The organism is Methylomonas methanica (assembly GCF_001644035.1).
GTDB lineage: Bacteria > Pseudomonadota > Gammaproteobacteria > Methylococcales > Methylomonadaceae > Methylomonas > Methylomonas methanica_A.
Window position 1 is genome coordinate 14117 of record NZ_LUUG01000081.1, and the last position, 20440, is coordinate 34556.

General features: G+C 53.1%; 19 protein-coding genes and 1 pseudogene. 1 reads left to right on the forward strand and 19 read right to left on the reverse strand.

All coding sequences use genetic code 11. The features are described from left to right. Positions 1-3: 3 nt before the first annotated feature. The 19 genes and pseudogenes from ftsA to A1332_RS24835 form a co-directional block, all read right to left on the reverse strand. Positions 4-1230 (reverse strand): cell division protein FtsA, encoded by a 1227-nt coding sequence (gene ftsA, locus A1332_RS13930; RefSeq protein WP_020483769.1) that lies wholly within the window; start codon positions 1228-1230, stop codon positions 4-6. A gap of 20 nt (positions 1231-1250) precedes the next feature. Further along, complete coding sequence (locus tag A1332_RS13935; RefSeq protein ID WP_064009094.1) at positions 1251-1994, reverse strand: cell division protein FtsQ/DivIB; 744 nt, start codon at positions 1992-1994, stop codon at positions 1251-1253. Next, entirely contained in the window at positions 1981-2931 is a 951-nt protein-coding gene (locus A1332_RS13940; protein WP_064009095.1) for a D-alanine--D-alanine ligase, read from the reverse strand. Before A1332_RS13940 ends, A1332_RS13935 begins: the two co-directional genes overlap by 14 nt. Then, the gene (murB, locus tag A1332_RS13945; RefSeq protein ID WP_064009096.1) at positions 2928-3806 is read right to left on the reverse strand and encodes a UDP-N-acetylmuramate dehydrogenase; all 879 of its coding nucleotides are present in this window, start codon (positions 3804-3806) and stop codon (positions 2928-2930) included. Before murB ends, A1332_RS13940 begins: the two co-directional genes overlap by 4 nt. Continuing rightward, positions 3806-5233, reverse strand: coding sequence for a UDP-N-acetylmuramate--L-alanine ligase (gene murC / locus A1332_RS13950; RefSeq protein WP_064009097.1), 1428 nt, complete (start codon positions 5231-5233; stop codon positions 3806-3808). Before murC ends, murB begins: the two co-directional genes overlap by 1 nt. Next, entirely contained in the window at positions 5230-6294 is a 1065-nt protein-coding gene (murG, locus tag A1332_RS13955; RefSeq protein ID WP_064009098.1) for an undecaprenyldiphospho-muramoylpentapeptide beta-N-acetylglucosaminyltransferase, read from the reverse strand. Before murG ends, murC begins: the two co-directional genes overlap by 4 nt. Beyond that, complete coding sequence (ftsW, locus tag A1332_RS13960) at positions 6291-7457, reverse strand: putative lipid II flippase FtsW (protein ID WP_064009099.1); 1167 nt, start codon at positions 7455-7457, stop codon at positions 6291-6293. Before ftsW ends, murG begins: the two co-directional genes overlap by 4 nt. Next, positions 7451-8821 carry a UDP-N-acetylmuramoyl-L-alanine--D-glutamate ligase gene (gene murD, locus A1332_RS13965; protein WP_064009100.1) on the reverse strand — a complete coding sequence of 457 codons (1371 nt, stop codon included), beginning with the start codon at positions 8819-8821 and terminating at the stop codon, positions 7451-7453. The genes ftsW and murD overlap by 7 nt, the downstream gene beginning before the upstream one ends. A gap of 2 nt (positions 8822-8823) precedes the next feature. Next, complete coding sequence (mraY, locus tag A1332_RS13970; protein ID WP_064009101.1) at positions 8824-9906, reverse strand: phospho-N-acetylmuramoyl-pentapeptide-transferase; 1083 nt, start codon at positions 9904-9906, stop codon at positions 8824-8826. Continuing rightward, the gene (locus tag A1332_RS13975; RefSeq protein WP_064009102.1) at positions 9906-11270 is read right to left on the reverse strand and encodes a UDP-N-acetylmuramoyl-tripeptide--D-alanyl-D-alanine ligase; all 1365 of its coding nucleotides are present in this window, start codon (positions 11268-11270) and stop codon (positions 9906-9908) included. The genes mraY and A1332_RS13975 overlap by 1 nt, the downstream gene beginning before the upstream one ends. After that, positions 11267-12718, reverse strand: a complete 1452-nt coding sequence (locus A1332_RS13980) for a UDP-N-acetylmuramoyl-L-alanyl-D-glutamate--2,6-diaminopimelate ligase (RefSeq protein ID WP_064009103.1) — start codon at positions 12716-12718, stop codon at positions 11267-11269. The genes A1332_RS13975 and A1332_RS13980 overlap by 4 nt, the downstream gene beginning before the upstream one ends. Further along, positions 12715-14442, reverse strand: coding sequence for a peptidoglycan D,D-transpeptidase FtsI family protein (locus A1332_RS13985; RefSeq protein ID WP_064009104.1), 1728 nt, complete (start codon positions 14440-14442; stop codon positions 12715-12717). Before A1332_RS13985 ends, A1332_RS13980 begins: the two co-directional genes overlap by 4 nt. After that, positions 14443-14715: a cell division protein FtsL gene (gene ftsL / locus A1332_RS13990; RefSeq protein WP_064009105.1), complete on the reverse strand. Its 273-nt coding sequence runs from the start codon at positions 14713-14715 to the stop codon at positions 14443-14445. After that, complete coding sequence (gene rsmH, locus A1332_RS13995) at positions 14715-15644, reverse strand: 16S rRNA (cytosine(1402)-N(4))-methyltransferase RsmH (protein ID WP_064009106.1); 930 nt, start codon at positions 15642-15644, stop codon at positions 14715-14717. Before rsmH ends, ftsL begins: the two co-directional genes overlap by 1 nt. Positions 15645-15649: 5 nt before the next feature. After that, the gene (gene mraZ, locus A1332_RS14000; protein WP_026147052.1) at positions 15650-16117 is read right to left on the reverse strand and encodes a division/cell wall cluster transcriptional repressor MraZ; all 468 of its coding nucleotides are present in this window, start codon (positions 16115-16117) and stop codon (positions 15650-15652) included. Positions 16118-16510: 393 nt separating this feature from the next. Then, positions 16511-17512 carry an NAD(P)H-dependent glycerol-3-phosphate dehydrogenase gene (gpsA, locus tag A1332_RS14005; protein WP_064009107.1) on the reverse strand — a complete coding sequence of 334 codons (1002 nt, stop codon included), beginning with the start codon at positions 17510-17512 and terminating at the stop codon, positions 16511-16513. Positions 17513-17517: 5 nt separating this feature from the next. Then, positions 17518-17991: a protein-export chaperone SecB gene (gene secB / locus A1332_RS14010; RefSeq protein WP_064009108.1), complete on the reverse strand. Its 474-nt coding sequence runs from the start codon at positions 17989-17991 to the stop codon at positions 17518-17520. A gap of 33 nt (positions 17992-18024) precedes the next feature. After that, the gene (locus A1332_RS14015) at positions 18025-18315 is read right to left on the reverse strand and encodes a rhodanese-like domain-containing protein (protein WP_331709877.1); all 291 of its coding nucleotides are present in this window, start codon (positions 18313-18315) and stop codon (positions 18025-18027) included. 179 nt (positions 18316-18494) lie between these two features. Next, a pseudogene (locus tag A1332_RS24835) lies at positions 18495-18807 on the reverse strand (ArsR/SmtB family transcription factor). A 391-nt stretch (positions 18808-19198) separates the two neighbouring features. Here A1332_RS24835 and A1332_RS14020 point away from each other — a divergent pair. Beyond that, positions 19199-20419 (forward strand): murein hydrolase activator EnvC family protein, encoded by a 1221-nt coding sequence (locus A1332_RS14020; protein ID WP_231890300.1) that lies wholly within the window; start codon positions 19199-19201, stop codon positions 20417-20419. The last annotated feature ends 21 nt before the right edge of the window (positions 20420-20440 follow it).

A 20440-nucleotide genomic window follows, 5' to 3' on the forward strand; every position in this document is an offset into this window, starting at 1 on the left:
AAATTAAAAATTTCCTTGAAACCAGCTTTTGATTTTTGATAACAGATCCGCGCCATCATCGTTCATGCCTAACGCCCGGCCGTGATGATCCTTGCCGTACAGCAACAAACCCACCGCGGTCGAATAAATCGGGTTTTCCGCTACATCGGTCAATCCGGATACATGTAGCGGTACCCCCATGCGAACCGGCATATGGAATATTTCCTCCGCCAACTCGACCAATCCTCTTACTTGCGAACTGCCGCCGGTAATTACCATGCCGGCCGCAATTAAATCTTCATACCCACTTCTTCTTAACTCTGCTTGTACCAACAACATCAATTCTTCATAACGCGGCTCGACGATTTCCGCCAGATTTTGCGCGGAGATTTTGCGGGGTTCGCGGTCGCCGATGCTGGGCACGGCGATGGTTTGCTGCGGGTCGGCCAATTGCGTCAACGCGCAAGCATATTGGCGTTTGATTTCCTCCGCGTTTTTGGTCGGCGTCCGCAGTGCCACGGCGATGTCGTTGGTGACTTGATCGCCGGCGATGGGAATCACCGCCGTGTGCTTGATCGCGCCTTCCGAGAAAATCGCAATATCGGTGGTGCCGCCGCCAATGTCGATCAGACACACCCCCAAGTCTTTCTCGTCGTCGGTCAAGACTGCTGCGCACGAGGCCAGCTGCTCGAGCACGATGTCGTCCACATCCAGCCCGCATTTGCGGATGCATTTGACGATGTTTTGTTCGGCACTGACGCTGCTGGTGACCATATGCACCTTGGCTTCCAGACGAATACCGGACATGCCGATCGGCTCCTTGATGCCTTCCTGTTGGTCGATCACAAACTCCTGCGGCAAGATGTGCAGGATTTTCTGATCGGCCGGAATCGCCACCGCCCGCGCCGAATCGATCACTCTATCGATGTCGTGCTGGGTGACTTCCTTTTCCTTGATGGCGACAATGCCGTGCGAATTCAGGCTTTTGATATGGCTGCCGGCAATGCCTGCAAACACCGATTTGATCTGGCAGCCGGCCATCAATTCGGCTTCTTCTATCGCGCGCTGAATGGAATGCACGGTCGATTCCAGATTGACCACGATGCCTTTTTTCAGGCCCTTGGACGGTGCGGTGCCGATACCGATCACTTCGATTTCGTCGCCACCGCGGTATTCACCGACGATGGCAGCGACTTTCGACGTGCCTATATCCAGCCCCACTAATAAATTTCGATCTGTCTTTTTGGCCATTGTTTATGCTCGGTAAGCGTTTAAATCAGGTTTTTGTTTTTTTCCACGATTGCTTTCCAATCGATGTTGGTGACTTCCGGTTTCCAGGTCACCGCAAAGCCGTTCGGGTAACGGGTATCCACGCTCGCTATCATGGCCAGCTGTTCCTCACCCAATAAATCCATGGTTCTTAAAAAGCGCTGCATATTTTCCAGCGGCGCCTTTCTGCCCAAATGCATCTCCATGCCGCTGGCTAACTTAATCCGCCAGGCTCGTCGTTCGTTGACGTGAAACTCGGCTAGCTGCATCGATTTATCCTTCAAGACGATGTACACGCCTTTCATGATCTCCAGCAGCTTCTTTTCCTGGCCGTCCGGGCCGGTAATCAGCGGTAAATTTTTAAATTCGTCGATATTGTCCGGCACCAACAAATCGCCTTGCTTGTTCAATAATGCCGATTTGCCCCAGCGCACCACCGGCTTTTGCTCGGTAATCTTTATATGCACCGCATCCGGCCACACCCGCTTCACATCGACCTTGTCCACCAAGGGCAGCGCTTTAATCGCCTGATGAATCGCATCCATGTCGGCCTGGTAATAGCCTTGTTTCATTTGCGGCGCCAACACTTCTTTCAGTCTGTCCTTGCTGGTGTATTGGAACGCGCCTTCAATCTTTACGTAGCGGATCGGCTTGCTGCTCAGTGCGCTGGCGCCGAATTGCTGCCAAGCCCACCAAGCGCCACCGATCAACAGCGCGGAAATCAAGATGAATCTAAACCGGCTCACCTAGACCCGCCATGCTGGTTTCCAAAATGCGCCAGACCAATTCTTCGAAACTGATCCCCACTGCTTTGGCTGCCATAGGCACCAGACTGTGGTCGGTCATACCCGGAACGGTATTCACTTCGATCAATTGCGATTGGCCGTTAGCGTCGATAAATACATCCACCCGCGCCCAGCCTTTCACGCCCAACGCCTGGCAGGCTTGTACCGCCAAGGCTTGCAATTGTTGTTCACGCTCCGCGCTCAAGCCGCAAGGGCAATGGTATTTCGTGGTATTCGCCCGATACTTGGCGTCGAAATCGTAAAAGGTGTTCGGTGTTTCCAATCTGATCGCCGGCAGCGCTTCGCCGTCCAGCACACCGACGGTGTATTCCTGGCCTTGCACCCATTGTTCAGCGTAAACGTCGCATAGGTATTGCTTGGCCAATTGCAGCGCGGCGAGCAGTTCGTCGCGGTTGGTGGCTTTGCTCATACCGATGCTGGAGCCTTCCTGCGCCGGTTTGACGATCACCGGAAAACCCAGTTTGGCGATACAGGCGTCAATATCGGTTTCGCTTTTCAGCACGAACCACAGTGGCGTGCTCAAGCCCAAACCCTGCCAGCACAGCTTGGTGCGCAATTTGTCCATGCTCAATGCCGAGGCCATCACGCCGGAACCGGTATACGGCAAACCCATTACTTGCAATACCGCTTGTAACACGCCGTCTTCACCGCCGCGGCCGTGGATTACGTTGAATACTCTGTCAACTTTTACATCGGCTAAAGCCTGAATCGGGCTGCCGGTCACGTCTATCGCGACCGCATCGACGCCTTGCGCTTTCAAGGCTTGATACACCGCATTGCCGCTGTTCAAGGATATTTCGCGCTCGGCAGCGGAGCCGCCCAGCAGGACGGCGACTTTGCCGAAATCGGCGGCGTTTTTTATACGTAATGGCTTCATGCTTTTTCACCTACCCGGCAGACCTCAGTGTGCAGACTGATGCCGAATTGCGTTTGTACTTGAGTTTGAATATGTTCGATCAAGGCTTCTATATCTTCCGAGCTGGCGTTGCCGCGATTCTCGATAAAATTGGCGTGCTTTTCCGACACCACTGCACCGCCTATTGCAAAGCCCTTCAGGCCGCAGGCTTCGATCAAGCGTGCCGCGTAATCGCCGGGCGGATTCTTGAATACCGAACCGCAAGTCGGCTTGTTGGTCGGTTGCGAGGCGTTGCGTTTTTCCAGCAAGGCTTTGATATGTTGCTGGCTGGCTTCGCTATTGCCTTTGCTTAATTTCAGTTGAGCCGACAAGAACCATTCGTCGGCCAAACCTTTGACCGAGCGGTAGGCCACTTCGAATTCGTGGTGGTCCCGCTGGGTCACGTCACCGCGTGGGTTGATCATTTCCACTTTCTCGACGATGCTCCAGGTTTCGCCGCCAAAGGCGCCGGCATTCATTTTCAACGCACCGCCCATCGTGCCGGGGATGCCGGCTAAAAATTCCGCGCCGGTCAGGCCTAAATCCGCGCAAAATCGGGCGACGTGGGCGCAAGGTACGCCGGCTTCCACATAAACCCGCTCGGAATCGGCCAGATACATTTCTTTCAGGCGGCCGCGAGTGTTGATCACCGTGCCGCGAATGCCGCCGTCGCGTACCAGCAAATTGCTGCCCAAGCCCATCCAGTACAACGGTTCGCCGGCCGGCAGGCTGGCGATAAATTCGATCAGGTCCGCTTTGTTTTCCGGAATATACAAATGCTGCGCCGGACCGCCGACCCGCCAGCTGGTGTATTTCGCCAGCGGCTCGTTGTTTAATAAAGTGCCTCTCGCCACCATCACTTTAGGGCCTCGGCCAATTGTTGCGGCAATTCGGCGGCGATCTGGCCGACGTTGCCTGCGCCCATGGTCAATACCACGTCGTCTTTTTCGACGATGCCTGCCAAGATAGTCGCCAGGTCTTCGCGGTTTTGCACGAATACCGGATCAACCTGGCCGCGCACTCGAATCGAGCGGCTCAAGGCTTTGCCGTCCGCACCGGTAATCGGCGCTTCGCCGGCCGAATACACATCCAGCAAAATCAGCACATCGACGCTGGACAGCACTTCGACGAAGTCTTCGAACAGGTCGCGGGTGCGGGTATAACGATGCGGTTGAAACACTACGACTTTACGGCGGCTCGGCCAGGCTTGGCGCAAGGCTTCCAAGGTAGCCGCGAGTTCGCGGGGATGGTGGCCGTAGTCGTCGACCAGTGTCAGCTTTCCACCGTTAAAATCCACGTCGCCGTTGATCTGAAAACGTCTGCCCACGCCTTTGAATTCGGCCAGACTTTTGACTATGGCGGCATCGTCCACGCCCAATGCAGTGGCGATGGTGGTGGCGGCCAAGGCGTTTAGCATGTTGTGCCAGCCGGGTAGATTAAGCGTGACTTTTAGCGGCGGTTGTCCGCCCCAACGCAGCACGGTGAAATGGGTGCGCAAACCGTCCTGTTTGATGTCGATGGCGCGCACGTCGGCGTCTTCGTTGACACCGTAGGTTTTCACCGGTTTGGAAATGTTCGGCAATATCGCGCAGACGCCTGGATCGTCGCTGCATAAAACAGCCAGCCCATAAAAAGGTAATTGGTGCAAAAACTTGATGAAGGTGTCTTTCAAGCGGCTGTAGCTGCCGCCGTAGGTTTCCATATGGTCTTGATCGATGTTGGTGACAATGGCCATCATCGGTTGCAGGTACAAGAAAGACGCATCGCTTTCGTCCGCTTCGGCGACCAGGTATTTTCCCAAGCCCAATTTGGCATTAGCGCCGGCGCTGTTCAAACGGCCGCCAATCACAAACGTTGGATCCAGGCCGCCTTCGGCCAGCATCATCGTGGTCAGGCTGGTGGTGGTGGTCTTGCCGTGGGTGCCGGCGACGGCGATGCCGAATCTGAAGCGCATCAGTTCGGCCAGCATCTCCGCGCGCGGAATTACCGGGATGCGATTTTCGTAGGCGGTGACGATTTCCGGGTTGGTTCTATCGACAGCTGTGGAGGTAACGACCACATCGACATCGGCGACATTGTCCGCATGATGGCCGAAATAGACTTTGACGCCCATGGCTTGCAAACGGTCGGTAACCGCCGAGCCTCTAATATCCGAGCCGGAGACGGTATAGCCCAAGTTTGACAACACCTCGGCGATACCGCTCATGCCGGTGCCGCCGACACCGACGAAGTGGATTTTGTCGATGTCGCCCAGCGCCTGGTTTTCGATGTTGGGGCGGTTCATACGGCAGCCTCCGCAACGCAAATATCGGCCACAGTCTGAGTGGCGGCGAGTCTGGCCTTGGCTTTGGCGGCCCGGCTCATGGATGTTAATGATGTCATGGCTTGTTCTATGGTATTACGCAGATTTTCCGCGTTGAGTTCGGGTTGCGGCAGCAACAACGCCGCGCCGGCTTCGGTTAGATATTTGGCGTTGGCGGATTGGTGATCGTCGATGGCATTCAGCAATGGCACGAAAATCGCCGGCAAGCCGCAGGCCGCCACTTCGCTGACGGTCATCGCGCCGGCCCGGCAGATAATCAAATCGGCCCACTGGTAGGCGCCAGCCATATCTTCAATAAAGGCCAAGGCGTCGGCGTTCAGGCCCAACTTACGGTAGCGCTCGGCCACTTCAGCTTGCATGGCGCTGCCGGTCTGGTGTTTTACGTCCAGATTGTTCAATCCGGCCAATGCCTCCGGCACGGTGTCATTCAAGACTTTGGCGCCCTGGCTGCCGCCCAGGATCAAAATCTTTAAATTGCGGCCGGCTTGCGGATGCCATTCCGATTTTTCCGGCAGTCCGATGAACGCATCTCTTAACGGGTTGCCGGTACAAATTGCGTTTACCGACTTGGCGAAGCTATCCGGAAACGCTTCCAGCACTTTGCGGGCGGCGAGCGTTACCAGTAATCGGTTGGTGGTGCCGGGTACCCGGTTTTGTTCGTGAATTACCAGCGGTATACCTAGCCATTTCGCCATCAGGCCGCCCGGTCCGGCCACAAAGCCGCCCATGCCCAATACCACGTTGGGTTGGCGCTGCTTCAATATCCGTCGTGCTTGCAGGCAGGCTTGAAGCAATTTAAAACCCGCGCCGAGTTTGGACAGCAATCCCTTGCCACGCATACCAGCTACCGCCAGCCAGTCGATATCGATATTATTGGCAGGCACCACCCGGCTTTCCAGGCCTTTCTCGGTACCCAGCCAGCTGACTCGCCAGCCGCGTTCGCGCATTTCTTGCGCAACCGCCAGCGCTGGAAATACATGTCCGCCGGTGCCGCCCGCCATGATCACGATGCGGCCGCTCATCCGTGTTTCCCCTTTACATTGCTTTTGTTGTGTTCGGTCACTTCGTAGTGAATCCGAAACAGCACGGCCATTGCGCCGCACATCACGATCATACTGCCGCCGCCGTAGCTCATCAGTGGCAGGGTCAAGCCTTTGGTGGGTAGCATGCCCATATTGACGCCCATGTTCACGAAGGATTGGAAACCAAACCAGATACCCAGACCGTAAGCCGCTAGCGCGGAAAATTTCAGGCCGGCTTGCTCGGCTTGTTCGCCAATGGCAAAGGCGCGGACTACCAGGGCGGCGAATAGGCCGATGATCAGCAATACGCCGAGCAGGCCCAATTCTTCACCCAGTACCGAGAACAAAAAGTCGGTATGGGCTTCCGGTAGATAAAACAGTTTTTGCAGGCCGTTGCCCAGGCCAACGCCGAAAAACTCGCCGCGACCGAATGAAATCAAGGCCTGGGTTAGCTGAAAGCCGGTATCCCTGGCGTCGGCCCATGGGTCCATGAAGCTGGTCACCCGCGCCAATCGATATGGCGACTCGATAACCAATATCACCGCCAAGCCAGCGACCAGGCCCAATAAAATAATGAATTGAGAAATTCTGGCGCCGCCCAAAAACATCATCCCCATGGCGATAATCAGAATCACCACGGCCGAGCCGAAGTCCGGCTCGAGCAATAACAGTACGCAAGCCACCGAAAACAGCATTAACGGTTTAACCAAACCGAACGCGGACCGGCGCACATGGTCCGAATGGCGGGTGACGTAACCGGCCATGTAAATCACCGAAATGAATTTCACGACTTCCGATACCTGGATCCGCAGTCCCAGAATCGACAGCCAGCGGATACTACCGTTAACCTTGATACCAACACCGGGAATCAACACCACCAAAAGCAAGGCTAGGCCGGCGATAAATAGGGTTTGCCCCATTCGTTCCCAGCTTTGCATCGGTATGTTCAAAATGATGGCGGAAAAACCCAAGCCAAAAGCGATGTGAATCAGCTGTTTGAATGGGTAGTGCGAAATGTCGTCGGCCATTTTTACGCCCAAATGCAAAGAGGACGAGGTGACCAGCATGAAGCCGATGCCCAGCAAGCTGAAGCACGCCAACATCAGCACCGGGTCGATGTGCAAACGATTTTGCGCGCGTGGCTTGACTGTTGGCTTCAACATAAGGGCAGACTCATCACGGCTTCGGCGAATTTATTGCCGCGATCAACATAGCTGCGATACTGATCCAGACTGGCGCAGGCCGGCGACAGCAGCACGCTGTCGCCTTCGCTGGCCAAGCTGGCGGCTATGGTGACCGCTTCTTTCATATTGCCTGCGAAATGGACAGGTACACAGTTATTCAAAGCCTGTGCGATCAATGGAGCATCTTTGCCTATCAGTACCACCGCTTTGGTTTTCTCGGTGACGGCGGGTACCAGTTCGCTCATATCGGCGCCTTTGGTTTCGCCGCCGGCAATTAAAATCACTTTATGCTCGTAGCCGTTTAGCGCGGCGATACAGGCACCGATGTTGGTAGCTTTGGAATCGTTAACCCAATTAATGCCGCCTTTTTCCGCGACTTTTTGCATACGGTGCGGCAGGCCTTTGAATTTTCTGAGCGCATCGCACATTTTGGTGATGCTCAGGCCCGCGGCGGTGCCAAGAGCCAGGGCGGCCAGTGCATTGGCGATATTGTGGGTACCTTCCAGGCGCAGTTTGCCGGCTGCCATCAGAGCTTGTTCGCCTTGCATCAAGGTATCGGTTTCGCCGCGACGCAGATAAAAGTCGGCTGGAGTTTGGGTGGAAAAAGTCAATGTTTTTCGCGCGGGATCGCGCATGGCCATGACCATCGCGTCATCGGCGTTCAGAATCATTACGCCGTCGCCCCGGAACACGCGCTGTTTTTCCGCCGCATAGCCAGCCATGCCGTCGTGGCGATCAAGGTGGTCCGGGCTGACGTTTAATACCGTTGCAACACTGGCGTTCAACGCCGTGGTGCGTTCCAGCTGGAAGCTGGACAGTTCCAGAACGTAGAGTTCGGCGTCCTGTTGCAGCAAATCCAGCGCGGGTGTGCCTAGATTGCCGCCGATAGCGGTTTTTACGCCGGCGGCGTTAGCCATTTCGCCCAGCATGGTTGTGACGGTGCTTTTACCATTGGAGCCGGTGATGGCGATAATCGGTTTGTCGGTGGCGCAAGCGAACAGATCGATGTCGCTCAGCACGGTGACGCCTGCTTGCACGGCTTTTTGGATGGCGGCTTCGTGCAAGGACACGCCAGGGCTGACCAGTAAATGAGTGGCGACATCCAGCGCGGATTGGTCGAAACCGCCGGAAAACACCGGCACGTCCGGCATTTGTTCACGTAAATTATCAATCAGCGGCGGGTTTTTCCGGCTGTCGATCACCGCGAATTTAATCGGCGTCTTTTGTAAAAATTGCGCAGCCGAATAGCCGGTAGCGCCCAATCCTACGATCAATAGGCGAGCGCTATCCGGATTTAGTTTGAAATGGGTTTGCAGATTGCTGAGTAGGGCGGTGGTGTTCATGCTTATCTCAGTTTCAGGGTGGCCAGACCGATCAACACCAGGATGACCGAGATAATCCAGAACCGAACGATGATCCGCGGTTCCGGCCAGCCTTTTAATTCGTAATGATGGTGAATTGGCGCCATCAGAAACACGCGCTTTTTGCGGGTTTTGAACGAGGCTACCTGGATGATCACCGAAATGGTTTCCATCACAAAGATGCCGCCCATGATCACCAATACGATTTCCTGTCTAACCAGCACCGCGACGATGCCCAGCGCCGCGCCCAAGGCCAGCGCGCCGACGTCGCCCATGAACACCATGGCCGGATAGGTGTTAAACCACAAAAAGCCCAACCCGGAACCCACCAGGGCAGCGCAAAACACCACGAGTTCGCCGGCTTTAGGTATATGCGGGATAGCCAGATATTGCGAGAAATTAACGTGACCGGATAAATACGCAAAAATCGCCAAGGCGGCGGCGATCATCACGGTCGGCATGATGGCCAAGCCATCCAGACCGTCGGTCAGGTTGACCGCATTGCTGGAGCCGACGATGACGAAATAGGTCAGCACCACGTAGCCCCAACCTATGTCTAGTGTCACGTTCTTGAAAAACGGCACGATGAACTGAGTTTCCGCGGCAACCTGAGCAGTGTTGTACAAATATAAGGCGGCACCCAGCGCTACCAGCGATTGCCAGAAATATTTGGCGCGGGCTGACAGGCCGTCGCTATTACCGAGCAGGACTTTTTTATAGTCGTCGATAAAGCCGATCACACCGTGGGCCAACGTGACCAACAACACTACCCATATATAACGATTGCTCAGATCGGCGCAGAGCAGGGTACTGATCGCCACGGCGAACAGAATCATTGCGCCGCCCATGGTTGGCGTGCCGGATTTGGAGAAATGGCTTTGCGGACCGTCGTCGCGCACACTTTGGCCGATCTTTTTGCGGGTCAATTTTTCGATCATGGCCGGGCCGACCAGCAAGGAAATACTGAGTGCGGTTAATACGCCCAAAATGGCGCGAAAGGTCAGGTAATGCAGCACCCGGAAGCCGCTGTCGATATTGCTTAAAAAATCCGCGAGTAAAAGTAACATTAGGCTGCTCTGAAATTGTTGACCATCGCCGCCACCACGTTTTCCATTTTCTGGGCGCGCGAGCCTTTAACCAATACGGTTTCCTTACCTGTGACGGCTTGTGTCAGGGTGTCTATCAATTGTTCCTGATTGTCGAAAAACTGGCCGCCGTCGCCAAAGGCTTCAACGGCATGCTTCGCCAGTGCGCCGGTGGCGAACAAACGCTTCACCGATTTTGCCTTGATTAATTTGCCCATTTCCCTGTGTATCGCCGGGCTGTCCGGGCCTAGCTCGCCGAAGGCGCCCAAGACCAGCCAGGCTTCGCCGCCACAATTGGTCAGCACGTCCAGCGCGGCTTTCAGCGAGCTGGGGTTGGCGTTATAGGTGTCGTCGATGATGATGTTGCCCTTGCGGCCGAGTAAGGGTTGCATGCGGCCGGTGACGGGCTTGAGCTGTTCCAGGCCATGTTTAATGTCTTGAAGACTTATGCCGAATTGCATCGCAACTGTTGCCGCGGCCAACGCATTTTTCACATTATGGGCGCCGGCCAGATGCAGGCGGATTGGTAAAGAGTCAGTCGCCGTTTTTAATTCGAAACGGGTGGCAAAGCCTTGGGAATCCAGGGCTGTGTCGATATTTAACGCAGTAACGTCTGCTAAGGGATTCAAGCCGAACGTTACGTTACGGCGGCTGCCGGCCAGCTTTAGCAAGAAATCGTAAAAGGCGTCATCGCGATTTAATACCGCCACGCCGTTTTCACCGAGGCATTCGACGATTTCGCCCTTGGTTTTGGCGACGCCTTCAATGCTGCCGAAGCCTTCGATGTGAGCGGCGCCGATATTGGTGATGACGCTGACATCAGCTTGCGCATAGCGGCTGGTATAAGCAATTTCGCCGGGGTGGTTGGCGCCCATTTCAATTACCGCGTAGCGATGAGAGTCGTCCAGTTTCAGCAGTGTCAGCGGCACGCCGATGTCGTTGTTCAGATTGCCTTGAGTCGATAGCGTGTGGCCTTGGGTGGCGAAAATCGCCGCAATCATTTCCTTGACGGTGGTTTTGCCGTTGCTGCCGGTAACGCCGGCCACTTTGATCGACAACGTTTTGCGCCAGTATCCAGCCAGCTCCGCCAATGCCAAATGCGTATCGGCCACAATGATTTGCGGTAAAGCCGACTGTGCGGCGTGCTCGAGCAGCAGCGCTGCGGCACCAGCTTGCTCGGCTTTGTCGATAAAGCTGTGGCCGTCGAAATTCTTGCCGTTTATCGCGATGTATAGCGCGCCGGGTTGTAAGGTGCGGGTGTCGATACCGGTGGCGCGGATTTCTTTGTCGTCGCCGATCAGCTTGCCGTTGACGGCTTGGGCGATCTCGCTAAGTTGCAGTTTCATGGCTTGCTCCACGCCGCCAGTGCTTGCTTGACGACAGCGCTATCGCTGAACGGCTGCTTCACGCCGCCGATTTCTTGGTAGTCCTCGTGGCCCTTGCCGGCTATCACTACGCAATCGTCTGGGTCTGCTTGTCGTATCACTGTGTTTATGGCCGTGGTTCTATCGTTAATTACCGTTATTTTTTGGCTTTGGCAGCCGCTCAATATCTCTTTAATAATCGCTAATGGCGCTTCGCTGCGCGGATTGTCGTCCGTGACGATGACTTGATCAGCCCAGGTTTCGGCAATCCGGCCCATCAGCGGACGCTTGCCCTTATCGCGGTCGCCGCCGCAACCGAACACGACTCTTAGCCGGTTCGCGCCCTTTACTGCTTTCAGCACTTTTTCCAGTGCGTCCGGGCTGTGGGCATAATCCACAAATATCGTGGGTTTGCCGTTGCCGCCGAATTTTTCCATGCGGCCGGCAATGGCGTTTAATTTGGCCAGTTGTGCGACGGCGGCATCGAATTCGCTGCCGGTCGCCAATAGCACGCAAAGCACGGCCAGCACGTTGTCCAGGTTAAAGCCACCAACCAGCGATGTCTTTGCCCGACATCTTTGTTCGCCCCAGACGACGTCGAACTCGATGCCGGCGGCGCTGTGTTTTACCCGTTCGGCGCTTACGGCTTCCTTAGCAGTACTGTGCAGACCGGTCGCGCTGTAAGTCCAGCTTTGCACTGCGTCCGGTAGGCTTTGCAATACCTCGGCGCTACTAGCATCGTCCAGATTAACCACTGCAAATTGCAGGCCTGGCGTTTTAAATAAGGCCAGTTTGGCTTGTAGGTATTCCGCCATGCTGCCGTGATAGTCCAAATGGTCGCGGCTCAAATTGGTGAATACCGCGCCTTTGAAGTTAACCCCGTTAACTCGGCCCTGGTGTAAGCCGTGCGAGGACACTTCCATGGCCGCGTTGCGCTTATCCTGCTTTACAAATTCATTCAGCATCTGTTGTACGGCCAACGCATCCGGTGTCGTGTTGGCCGTCGGTTGCAAGTTGCCGACATCGCCCCAACCCAGAGTGCCGATCACGCCGCAAGCCGGCAAAGCCTGCGCGATTAATTGGCTACAGGTGGTCTTGCCGTTGGTGCCGGTCACACCGATCACATTCAATATTTGCGAGGGATTGCCGTAAAATCTTGCGGCAATCTCGCCCAGCTTTTGGGACAAATCGGTTATCGGCAAACTTGGTACTTTCAACTTATCAACATTGGCGCCGATTGGATCGTAAAGCACCGCTATCGCGCCGTTGGCAAACGCCTGTTCCGCATGAGCAATGCCATGCTGGACTGCGCCGTTTAACGCAATAAACGCCTCTCCAAACTGGACTTTTCGACTGTCCAAACACAAGCCGCTAATCTCCAAATCCGGCGGATTTACCAGCAGTCCGTTTAGCAATTCCGCCAACTTCATTGCTTACTCAACAATAAATGCATGTTGTCCATGCCGTCCGGTTCGACGCCGTAAACTCTTAATGCACCAGCCATTACTTTGGAAAAGGCTGGTGCCGCCACTAGGCCGCCGTAATATTGGCCGGTGGTGGGTTCGTCCACCACAATCGCGATAATGAAGCGCGGATTGCTGGCCGGCGCCATGCCCACAAACACCGATAAATATTTGTCTTCGCTATAACCGCCGGCCCCGGCTTTTTTCACGGTACCGGTTTTACCCGCTACCCGGTAACCCTCGACTCTGGCCTGGTATGCCGTGCCTTCCTTGCTGATAACGTGTTCCAGCATTTCCCGGACCTTTCTAGCTGTCTCGGGTTTGAAAATTCGTTGCGCGTCGGGATCTTCATCGCGCTTTAGTAAGGCGACGGAATGAATGATGCCGTCGTCCGCCAAAGCGGTATACGCTCTGGCCAATTGTAAAATCGAGGTGGAAACCCCGTACCCGAACGATAAAATCGCTTGGTCGAATTCGTGCCAGCCCTGGTAATCCAGCAAGGAGCCGCTGGCTTCCCCCGGAAAACCGACGCCGGCGGAGGTGCCGAAACCCAGTCTGCTGTAAACACCCCAGAAATACTCCGGCGGCATTGTCATCGCGATTTGCGTGACCGCGATATTGCTGGATTTTTGCAGCACATGGGTTAAATCCATGGTGCCGTAGTTATGCACGTCTTTAACCACGTTGCGACCCAAGTGATAGACGCCATGGGTTTCTATCATCACGTTGGGCTTTATATAGCCGCCATCCAATGCCGCCGCCACCACGAAGGGTTTGACCGTCGAGCCAGGCTCAAAACTGTCCACCATGGCCCGGTTGCGATACCGGTTACTGCTCAATTCTTTGCGATTATTGGGATTGAAAGCCGGTTGGCTGACAGTCGCCAAGACATCGCCGTTTTTGGCATCCAGGACCACCAGAGATGCCGAGTGCGCTTTGTTCTGGATCATCGCATTCTGCAATTCCCGGTAAGCCAGGTATTGCAGGCGCTCGTCGATAGTCAACACCAGGTCGCGGCCTGGGATGGCTTCTTCAATATTTTCCACGTCCTTGATGATCTGGCCTCTGCCGTCCTTGATTACCCGCTTTTTGCCGGGTTGGCCTCGTAGAATGTGTTCATAGCCGTGCTCTATGCCTTCCTGGCCGATGTCGTCGATATTGGTAAAACCCAATAAATGGCCCGATACCGCTCCGGCCGGGTAGTAACGCTTAAACTCCCGTTCGAAGTACACGCCGGTAATTTCCAGAGCTTTGACCTTTTCGGCTATATCCGGGTTGATCTGTCTGCGCAAATACACGAAACGCTTGTTGGCGTCTTTTTCCTTTTTTAACAGCGAGCGAAGTTCCTTTTCCGGAAAACCGAGGATTTTCGCCATCGGCGTCAATTTGTCCTGTTCCGCATCTCGCAGTTGGCGCGGATTGACCCAAATCGATTGCACCGGGGTGCTGATCGCCAATGGTTCGCCGTTCCTGTCCTTAATCTGCCCGCGATAAGCCGATACCGACACCACGCCGACGTGCTGCATATCGCCTTTGTCTTGTAGAAACTCCTTATCGAGAATTTGCAGGTAAACCGCGCGTCCAACCAAGGCCAACATGGCCAGCAACATTACCGACAGCAGCAATCTGCGCCGGATTACAAAATCTGTATTGTGGTGCGGTATCGTGCCCGCGCCGGTGGCAATTCGCATTTACGGCTTTATATAAATAATTTTGTCTTGGGCCGGCAAAGTCAGCATCAGCCGTGTTCTTGCTTCGATTTCAACCCGGTTTTCTTCGGTCAGCGTCGTCAATTCCAGTTGCAGCCGACCCCATTCCACTTCGTAATCGTCGAGCTCCTTTTCTTTTTTCTGAATGTCGATAAACAGCAGGCGCGATTGGTATTTGCTGTAAATCACGGCAATTCCGGAGATCATCAGCATTGCAACCAGTAATGTCAGCAGGATATTTTTTGCAATCGCCATCAACGTTTCTCCCCAACTCGCATTACCGCGCTACGCGCGCGTGGGTTTTGTTGCAATTCCTGGTGTTGCGCCCGTATCGACTTGCCTAGTTTGCGTAACTGGCCTTGTTCGATGTCCTGCTCTTTAATCGGTAACTTGCCTGGATTGGTTTTCGGGCCGGCTTGGTCGCGAATGAAGCGTTTGACGATGCGGTCTTCCAATGAATGGAAGGCGATCACGACTAAACGTCCGCCCGGTGCCAATACGTCCACGGCTTGTTTCAATCCTGTTTTAATCTGTTCGAGTTCTTGATTAATCTCTATCCTGATCGCCTGGAAGCTGCGAGTTGCAGGATGTTTGTGCTTGTCGCGAAACGGCACGCTGTTTTCGATCAGTTTTGCCAGCTGTAAGGTCGTTTGCAGCGGTTGCTGCTGGCGTTGGGTCACAACAGCGTTGGCAATTCTTCTGGCGAAGCGTTCTTCGCCATATTCAAACAGCACGCGGACCAATTCTTTTTCCTCGACTCGCGCTAAATATTCTGCGGCCGAAAGGCCGTGATTGCTATCCATGCGCATGTCCAAAGGACCGTCGCGCAAAAAACTGAAACCGCGTTCGGCGTTGTCTAGCTGCGGGGACGATACGCCTAAATCCATTAGAACCCCGTTCACTTTGCTGGTATAGCCACGCTGTTCAATAATGGCGCTGAGGTCGGCAAAGCTGGCATGATGCAAGCTAAAACGGCTGTCTTCCGATAGATGTTTGGCTTGGTCGCTAGCGATGGCGTCCATATCCCGGTCAAGAGCCAATAATCTGCCGGAGCTACTCAGTAACTTCAGAATGCCGCTGCTGTGTCCACCACGCCCGAAGGTGCAGTCCAGATAAATGCCGTCCGGTTTTATGTTGAGCTGCTGTAAGGCCTCTTCGTACAAAACCGTTTGGTGGGCGGACATCTCCGTCAAAACGACAGCGAGCCAAGTTCTTCAAGGCCCTCTGTATCGTTACCGTCCATCCATTCCTGTTCTTTGGCCTTCCAGGCTGCTTCGTTCCATATTTCAAATTTGTTGAGCTGACCAACTAGCATGATGTGTTTTTCCATGCCGGCAAACTCTCTGAGAGTTTCCGGCAGCAGCAGGCGACCTTGGCTGTCCATTTCGCATTCTGAGGCGTTGCCGATCACAAAGCGCCGCAGTTTGCCGGCCATTTTGTTTAACGTCGGCAACTTACTGATGGTTTGTTCGAGCTTTTCCCATTCCGGTAACGGGTATAACCATAGGCAGCCCGGTTCGCCGACACATTTGTCGTCAACCGCAACAGTCACAACCATTTGGCGGTCGCAGGATTCCTGTAACTCCTCCCGATAGCGGGTAGGAATTGCAATGCGCCCTTTCGCATCCAAACTGATTGAACTTATGCCTCGAAACAAGATGAACCTCAAAAATTCCAAAAAAATCCATTTCTAACCACTTTACATCACTTTTGCACCACTATAGTTTTCAAAGGGTGCTTAGTCAAGGGGGATTTAGATTAAATTCTTTCTTTTTCTACAAGGACTTACGCAGGATTGAGGTGTCTTAGGCGGTAGGTGTGAGGGTTTTGAGTAAAAATGATTTGTATCAAAAAGTTAATGATGGTTTTTGATGTGGATTGCAATTATTAAGTGCTAATTCTCACTTTTTGAAGGCGGTTTGCTGTAATGAGTTGCTCGGATGGCTTGCGGTAAAGCTGGTTTTGCTTGGCAAAAGATTGGTGATCTGCGGGTTATGGATCGTAGTTATAGAGCTACTTGGATTAATGTCTTTGAATAGTATGGCAAAGCTTACAGGCTTTCCGGCTTTTGATCGCGCGTCAGCAGGTTTTGGACGGCTTGTTTGGGTGGGAGGTGTTCGAACAGGACCTTGTAGACTTGTTCGGTAATTGGCATTTCGACGCCGTATTTTTGCGATAGGCGGTGCGCTTCTCGAGCGGCCGAAACGCCTTCTACTTCCTGATTGATTTCGCTTAAAGCGTATTTTTGGTCCTTGCCTTGGCCTAATGCCAAGCCAAAGCGGCGGTTTCTGGATTGGTTGTCGGTGCAAGTCAAAATCAGGTCGCCGAGTCCGGCTAACCCCATGAATGTGTCGGCTTGGCCGCCAAGTTTAATGCCGAGTCGCATGATTTCGGTTAGGCCGCGAGTGATCAGTGCAGCCCGGGTATTGGCGCCAAAGCCAAGGCCGTCGGCTATGCCGGCAGCTATTGCCAGAACATTTTTGCAGGCCCCGCCTACCTGAACGCCAATAATATCGTTGCTGGTGTAGATCCTAAATCGTTGGTTGTGCAATCTTTCGCTGAGTTGGGCGGCGAAGCTTTCCGAGGTTGAGGCGATGGTGAGTGCGGTCGGTAGGTCGGCGGCTACTTCTTGGGCAAACGTAGGGCCGGAGAGTGCGGCGCTTTCGATATTCGCGCCCAGTACTTGTGCCGCTACTTCGCTTAACAAGGCACCGTCTTGGCAATCGAAACCCTTAGTGGCCCAGGCAATTCGCGAGCTTGCGCTGAGCATTGGTTTGATTTGCGCCAATGAGTCCCTAAAGGCATGGCTGGGGACTGAAATAAGCAATACAGAGCTGAAAGCCACGGCTTCCGTAAGATTGTCGGTGAATTGCAGATTTTCTGGAAAATGGACGCCCGGTAAATAGCGTTTATTTTCGCCGGTTTGCTTTAGTGCGGCTATGTGTGTTGGATTATGGCCCCATAAAAGGGTATCGCAGCCATTTCTGGCTGCCTGCACCGCTAAAGCGGTTCCCCATGAGCCGGCGCCAAGAATACTGATTGATGGTGGCATCCAGCTTAATTTAGCGTTTTTGCTTCAGGTTCCTGTTCAGCTTGTGCTTGTTGCAGGTGCTGCATGTACAAGGCGTCGAAATTGACCGGGGCCAAGATTAACTGTGGAAAGCCGCCTTTATTGACAAGGTCGGAAATCACTTCTCTCGCATAGGGGAACAAGACATTGGGGCAAAAACTGCCTAGCATTGGCCCCATTTCTTGTTCGCTGAAACCGGCTATCGAAAAAATCCCGGATTGATTTACTTCAACTAAATAGGCTGTACTATCGGCTATTTTTACGGTGACAGTTAATGTCAGGGATACTTCGTACATCGAGTTTTCGATGGGTTGAACGTGTGTGCCGAGATTAAGATCCAGCGCCGGCTCCCATTTTTGGGTGAATATCTTTGGAGCGTTGGGGGTTTCAAAAGAGATGTCTTTGGTATAGATCTTTTGAATTGCGAATTGCTTTTCGCTGGATGCGTTGATTTCGGCCATGATGATTATTTGTTGGGGTTGGTTGATTAATCTTTAGTTTTTACTGCTGACTTTGATGGGGAGTTTGTTGTCTTCCCAGGATTGCATGCCGCCAGTCATATTAAATACATTCTCAAATCCGGCCTTGGTCAGCGTTTTGCAAGCGGCTACCGAGCGGGCTCCGGTCTGGCAGGTAACGATCATAGGATGATTTTTATGCTTTTCCAAAGAGCCAATTTGTTCTTCTACTTTGCTCAATGGAATATTGATCGCATTTTCGATGTGGCTTTTGACGAATTCGTTGGTTTCGCGGACGTCAAGCACAACGACATCGTCGCTATTCATTTTGGTCACGGCTATCAATGGAGAAATGCTTTCGTACTTATTGAATGAGTTCGCGAGCAAATCCTGGATTAACAAGAAAATAACGCATACCAGCGAGAATGCTAGCAAATAGTGATTGGTGGCAAATTCTATATATTGGTCCATCGCGTTGGTTTATTTTAGTGGTTATGGAATGCTGTTTACGTGCCGCAAAAAACGCTGCGCATCATTTGAATAAGGTGTATTACACGCTCATCGTCGATAAAGTAGTAAACCCGATTGGCTTCTTTTTTGTAATCGAGAATGCCTTTTGTCTCGCAGTATTGCCAGATGCTGGGAAATATTGCTTTGGCTTGTACCTACTTGCTCAACGATGTCTTGTACGCTGATCGAGTTATTACCGAGCACGCACAGGATTTTTAGGCGCAACGGATGAGACATTGCTTTCAAACAGCGCGCCGCCCGATTAATATCGTTGTCGTCATAGAGGATGGTATCGTTTTTGTCTTCCATTTAATAACGATGATCGTGGCAAAAGTTAAGAACAGTGAGCGAACAATGGCACTTTTCGAACTATGACGACATCCTTGTGCTGGTATAATGCCGCTACGGTGCAAGTGAGTTTAATTGCTTGCGCTAACGCAATAAAAGGTGAGCAAATCTAACAGAGTGGGCTTTATTGTTCAATACCCTCGGCTAGAGGCTTATAAAAAATAGCTCGGGGCTGCGCGGGTGGGCTCGCTTTTTGATGAGGCCAAATTTTATCTTCCTTAACGCCTACAAATTTAATGTTTGGAGTCTGTAACAAATGGCCCGCCTATCAAAACCGTTACTGTTGCTACCCGTGGAAATGACTGGACGGTCATTGTTGGTTGCCTAGTCGATGCGTGTCGGCAGCTACTTTTTGCTCACTTGGATTGCAATTGTCTGGGCTTTGCCCGCTAAGGGCGATGCCGTAAAAGCCCGCAGTTTGCTAGAGGTGCAATCGCAAATTCAGCAAGTTGGCGATGATGTGAAAAGCCTGGGCGCTGAAAGGTCTCGATTGTTAGAGCAGTTGCAAAAACTGGAGCGGCAATATGGGGAGCTTGCGAATAGTCTGCGAGCCATCAAGGCTGAAATCAGGCAGCAAGAACAGGCATTGCAGGAAGTTCGTAATAAAAGCGTTGCCACCCAAAAAGACATGCGTAGTCAGGAGAGGGAGCTTGAGGGGCTGATCAAGTCGGTTTATGCGATGGGCGGCGATAAGGAAGGCTTGAAGGTTATTCTCAACCAACACAATCCGGCGGTATCAAGCCGAATGTTGGTTTACTACGATTACATCAGTAAGGCCCGATTACAAAAGCTTCAGGCCATGGCCGAGGATTTCAAGGTTTTGCGGCAGTTGGAAGCGCAAAAAGACACGGAAACTCAGCTGTTGCAAGTGTCTCTCGAAAAGAAACAACAAGAAACCGAGGCGATGCAGGCGCTGAAAAAACAGCGAGAAACATTGCTTGCCGACATTCGGCAAGACTATGCATCGAAAAGTGTTCAGCTGGCTGGGTTGATGCATGACGAGAAAAAATTGCAGGCCTTGGTAGCATCATTACAGAAAACTGATGATAATGAAGCTCATGAGTCTGCGGTTGAGCCGGAGCGCGTGCTTGAGAAACGCGAAAAGCCTGCCGAACAACCCGAACCGCCTAAAAAATCCGAAGCCAACCCGGTTCGCGAACCGGTGGGCCTATCTTTTGCCGAGTTGCAAGGAAAGCTGCCTTGGCCGGTGCAAGGTGCGATAACTGATCGTTTCGGAAGTCGCCGCTACGAGACGACCTGGGACGGTGTGGTGATTAGCGCACGCGAAGGTGCCGATATTCATGCGGTTAACGCCGGTAGAGTCGTTTACGCCGATTGGTTGCGGGGTTATGGTTTGATGATCATTGTCGATCATGGTAAAGGTTATATGAGTTTGTATGCATTCAATCAAAGTTTGCATAAAAGCGTGGGAGAGCATGTTAGAGCCGGCGAGACACTGGCTTCGGTTGGACGTAGCGGTGGGCGTGCGGATGCGGCGTTGTACTTCGGCATCAGGAAAAAAGGTCGGCCCATTGATCCCGAACAATGGTGCCGTAAGTCGGCCAAGGGTTAATCATTTACAGGAACAGGTTGT

Bases quoted from the DNA above. Each gene is read 5' to 3' on its own strand.
- murB (WP_064009096.1), bottom strand. From the start codon at position 3,806: ATGGTGGCGAGAGGCACTTTATTAAACAACGAGCCGCTGGCGAAATAC.
- murC (WP_064009097.1), bottom strand. From the start codon at position 5,233: ATGAACCGCCCCAACATCGAAAACCAGGCGCTGGGCGACATCGACAAA.
- A1332_RS13940 (WP_064009095.1), bottom strand. From the start codon at position 2,931: ATGAAGCCATTACGTATAAAAAACGCCGCCGATTTCGGCAAAGTCGCC.
- murD (WP_064009100.1), bottom strand. From the start codon at position 8,821: ATGAACACCACCGCCCTACTCAGCAATCTGCAAACCCATTTCAAACTA.
- rsmH (WP_064009106.1), bottom strand. From the start codon at position 15,644: ATGTCCGCCCACCAAACGGTTTTGTACGAAGAGGCCTTACAGCAGCTC.
- gpsA (WP_064009107.1), bottom strand. From the start codon at position 17,512: ATGCCACCATCAATCAGTATTCTTGGCGCCGGCTCATGGGGAACCGCT.
- murG (WP_064009098.1), bottom strand. From the start codon at position 6,294: ATGAGCGGCCGCATCGTGATCATGGCGGGCGGCACCGGCGGACATGTA.
- A1332_RS13980 (WP_064009103.1), bottom strand. From the start codon at position 12,718: ATGAAGTTGGCGGAATTGCTAAACGGACTGCTGGTAAATCCGCCGGAT.
- ftsW (WP_064009099.1), bottom strand. From the start codon at position 7,457: ATGTTGAAGCCAACAGTCAAGCCACGCGCGCAAAATCGTTTGCACATC.
- mraY (WP_064009101.1), bottom strand. From the start codon at position 9,906: ATGTTACTTTTACTCGCGGATTTTTTAAGCAATATCGACAGCGGCTTC.
- A1332_RS13985 (WP_064009104.1), bottom strand. From the start codon at position 14,442: ATGCGAATTGCCACCGGCGCGGGCACGATACCGCACCACAATACAGAT.
- A1332_RS13975 (WP_064009102.1), bottom strand. From the start codon at position 11,270: ATGAAACTGCAACTTAGCGAGATCGCCCAAGCCGTCAACGGCAAGCTG.
- A1332_RS14015 (WP_331709877.1), bottom strand. From the start codon at position 18,315: ATGAATAGCGACGATGTCGTTGTGCTTGACGTCCGCGAAACCAACGAA.
- secB (WP_064009108.1), bottom strand. From the start codon at position 17,991: ATGGCCGAAATCAACGCATCCAGCGAAAAGCAATTCGCAATTCAAAAG.
- ftsL (WP_064009105.1), bottom strand. From the start codon at position 14,715: ATGGCGATTGCAAAAAATATCCTGCTGACATTACTGGTTGCAATGCTG.
- ftsA (WP_020483769.1), bottom strand. From the start codon at position 1,230: ATGGCCAAAAAGACAGATCGAAATTTATTAGTGGGGCTGGATATAGGC.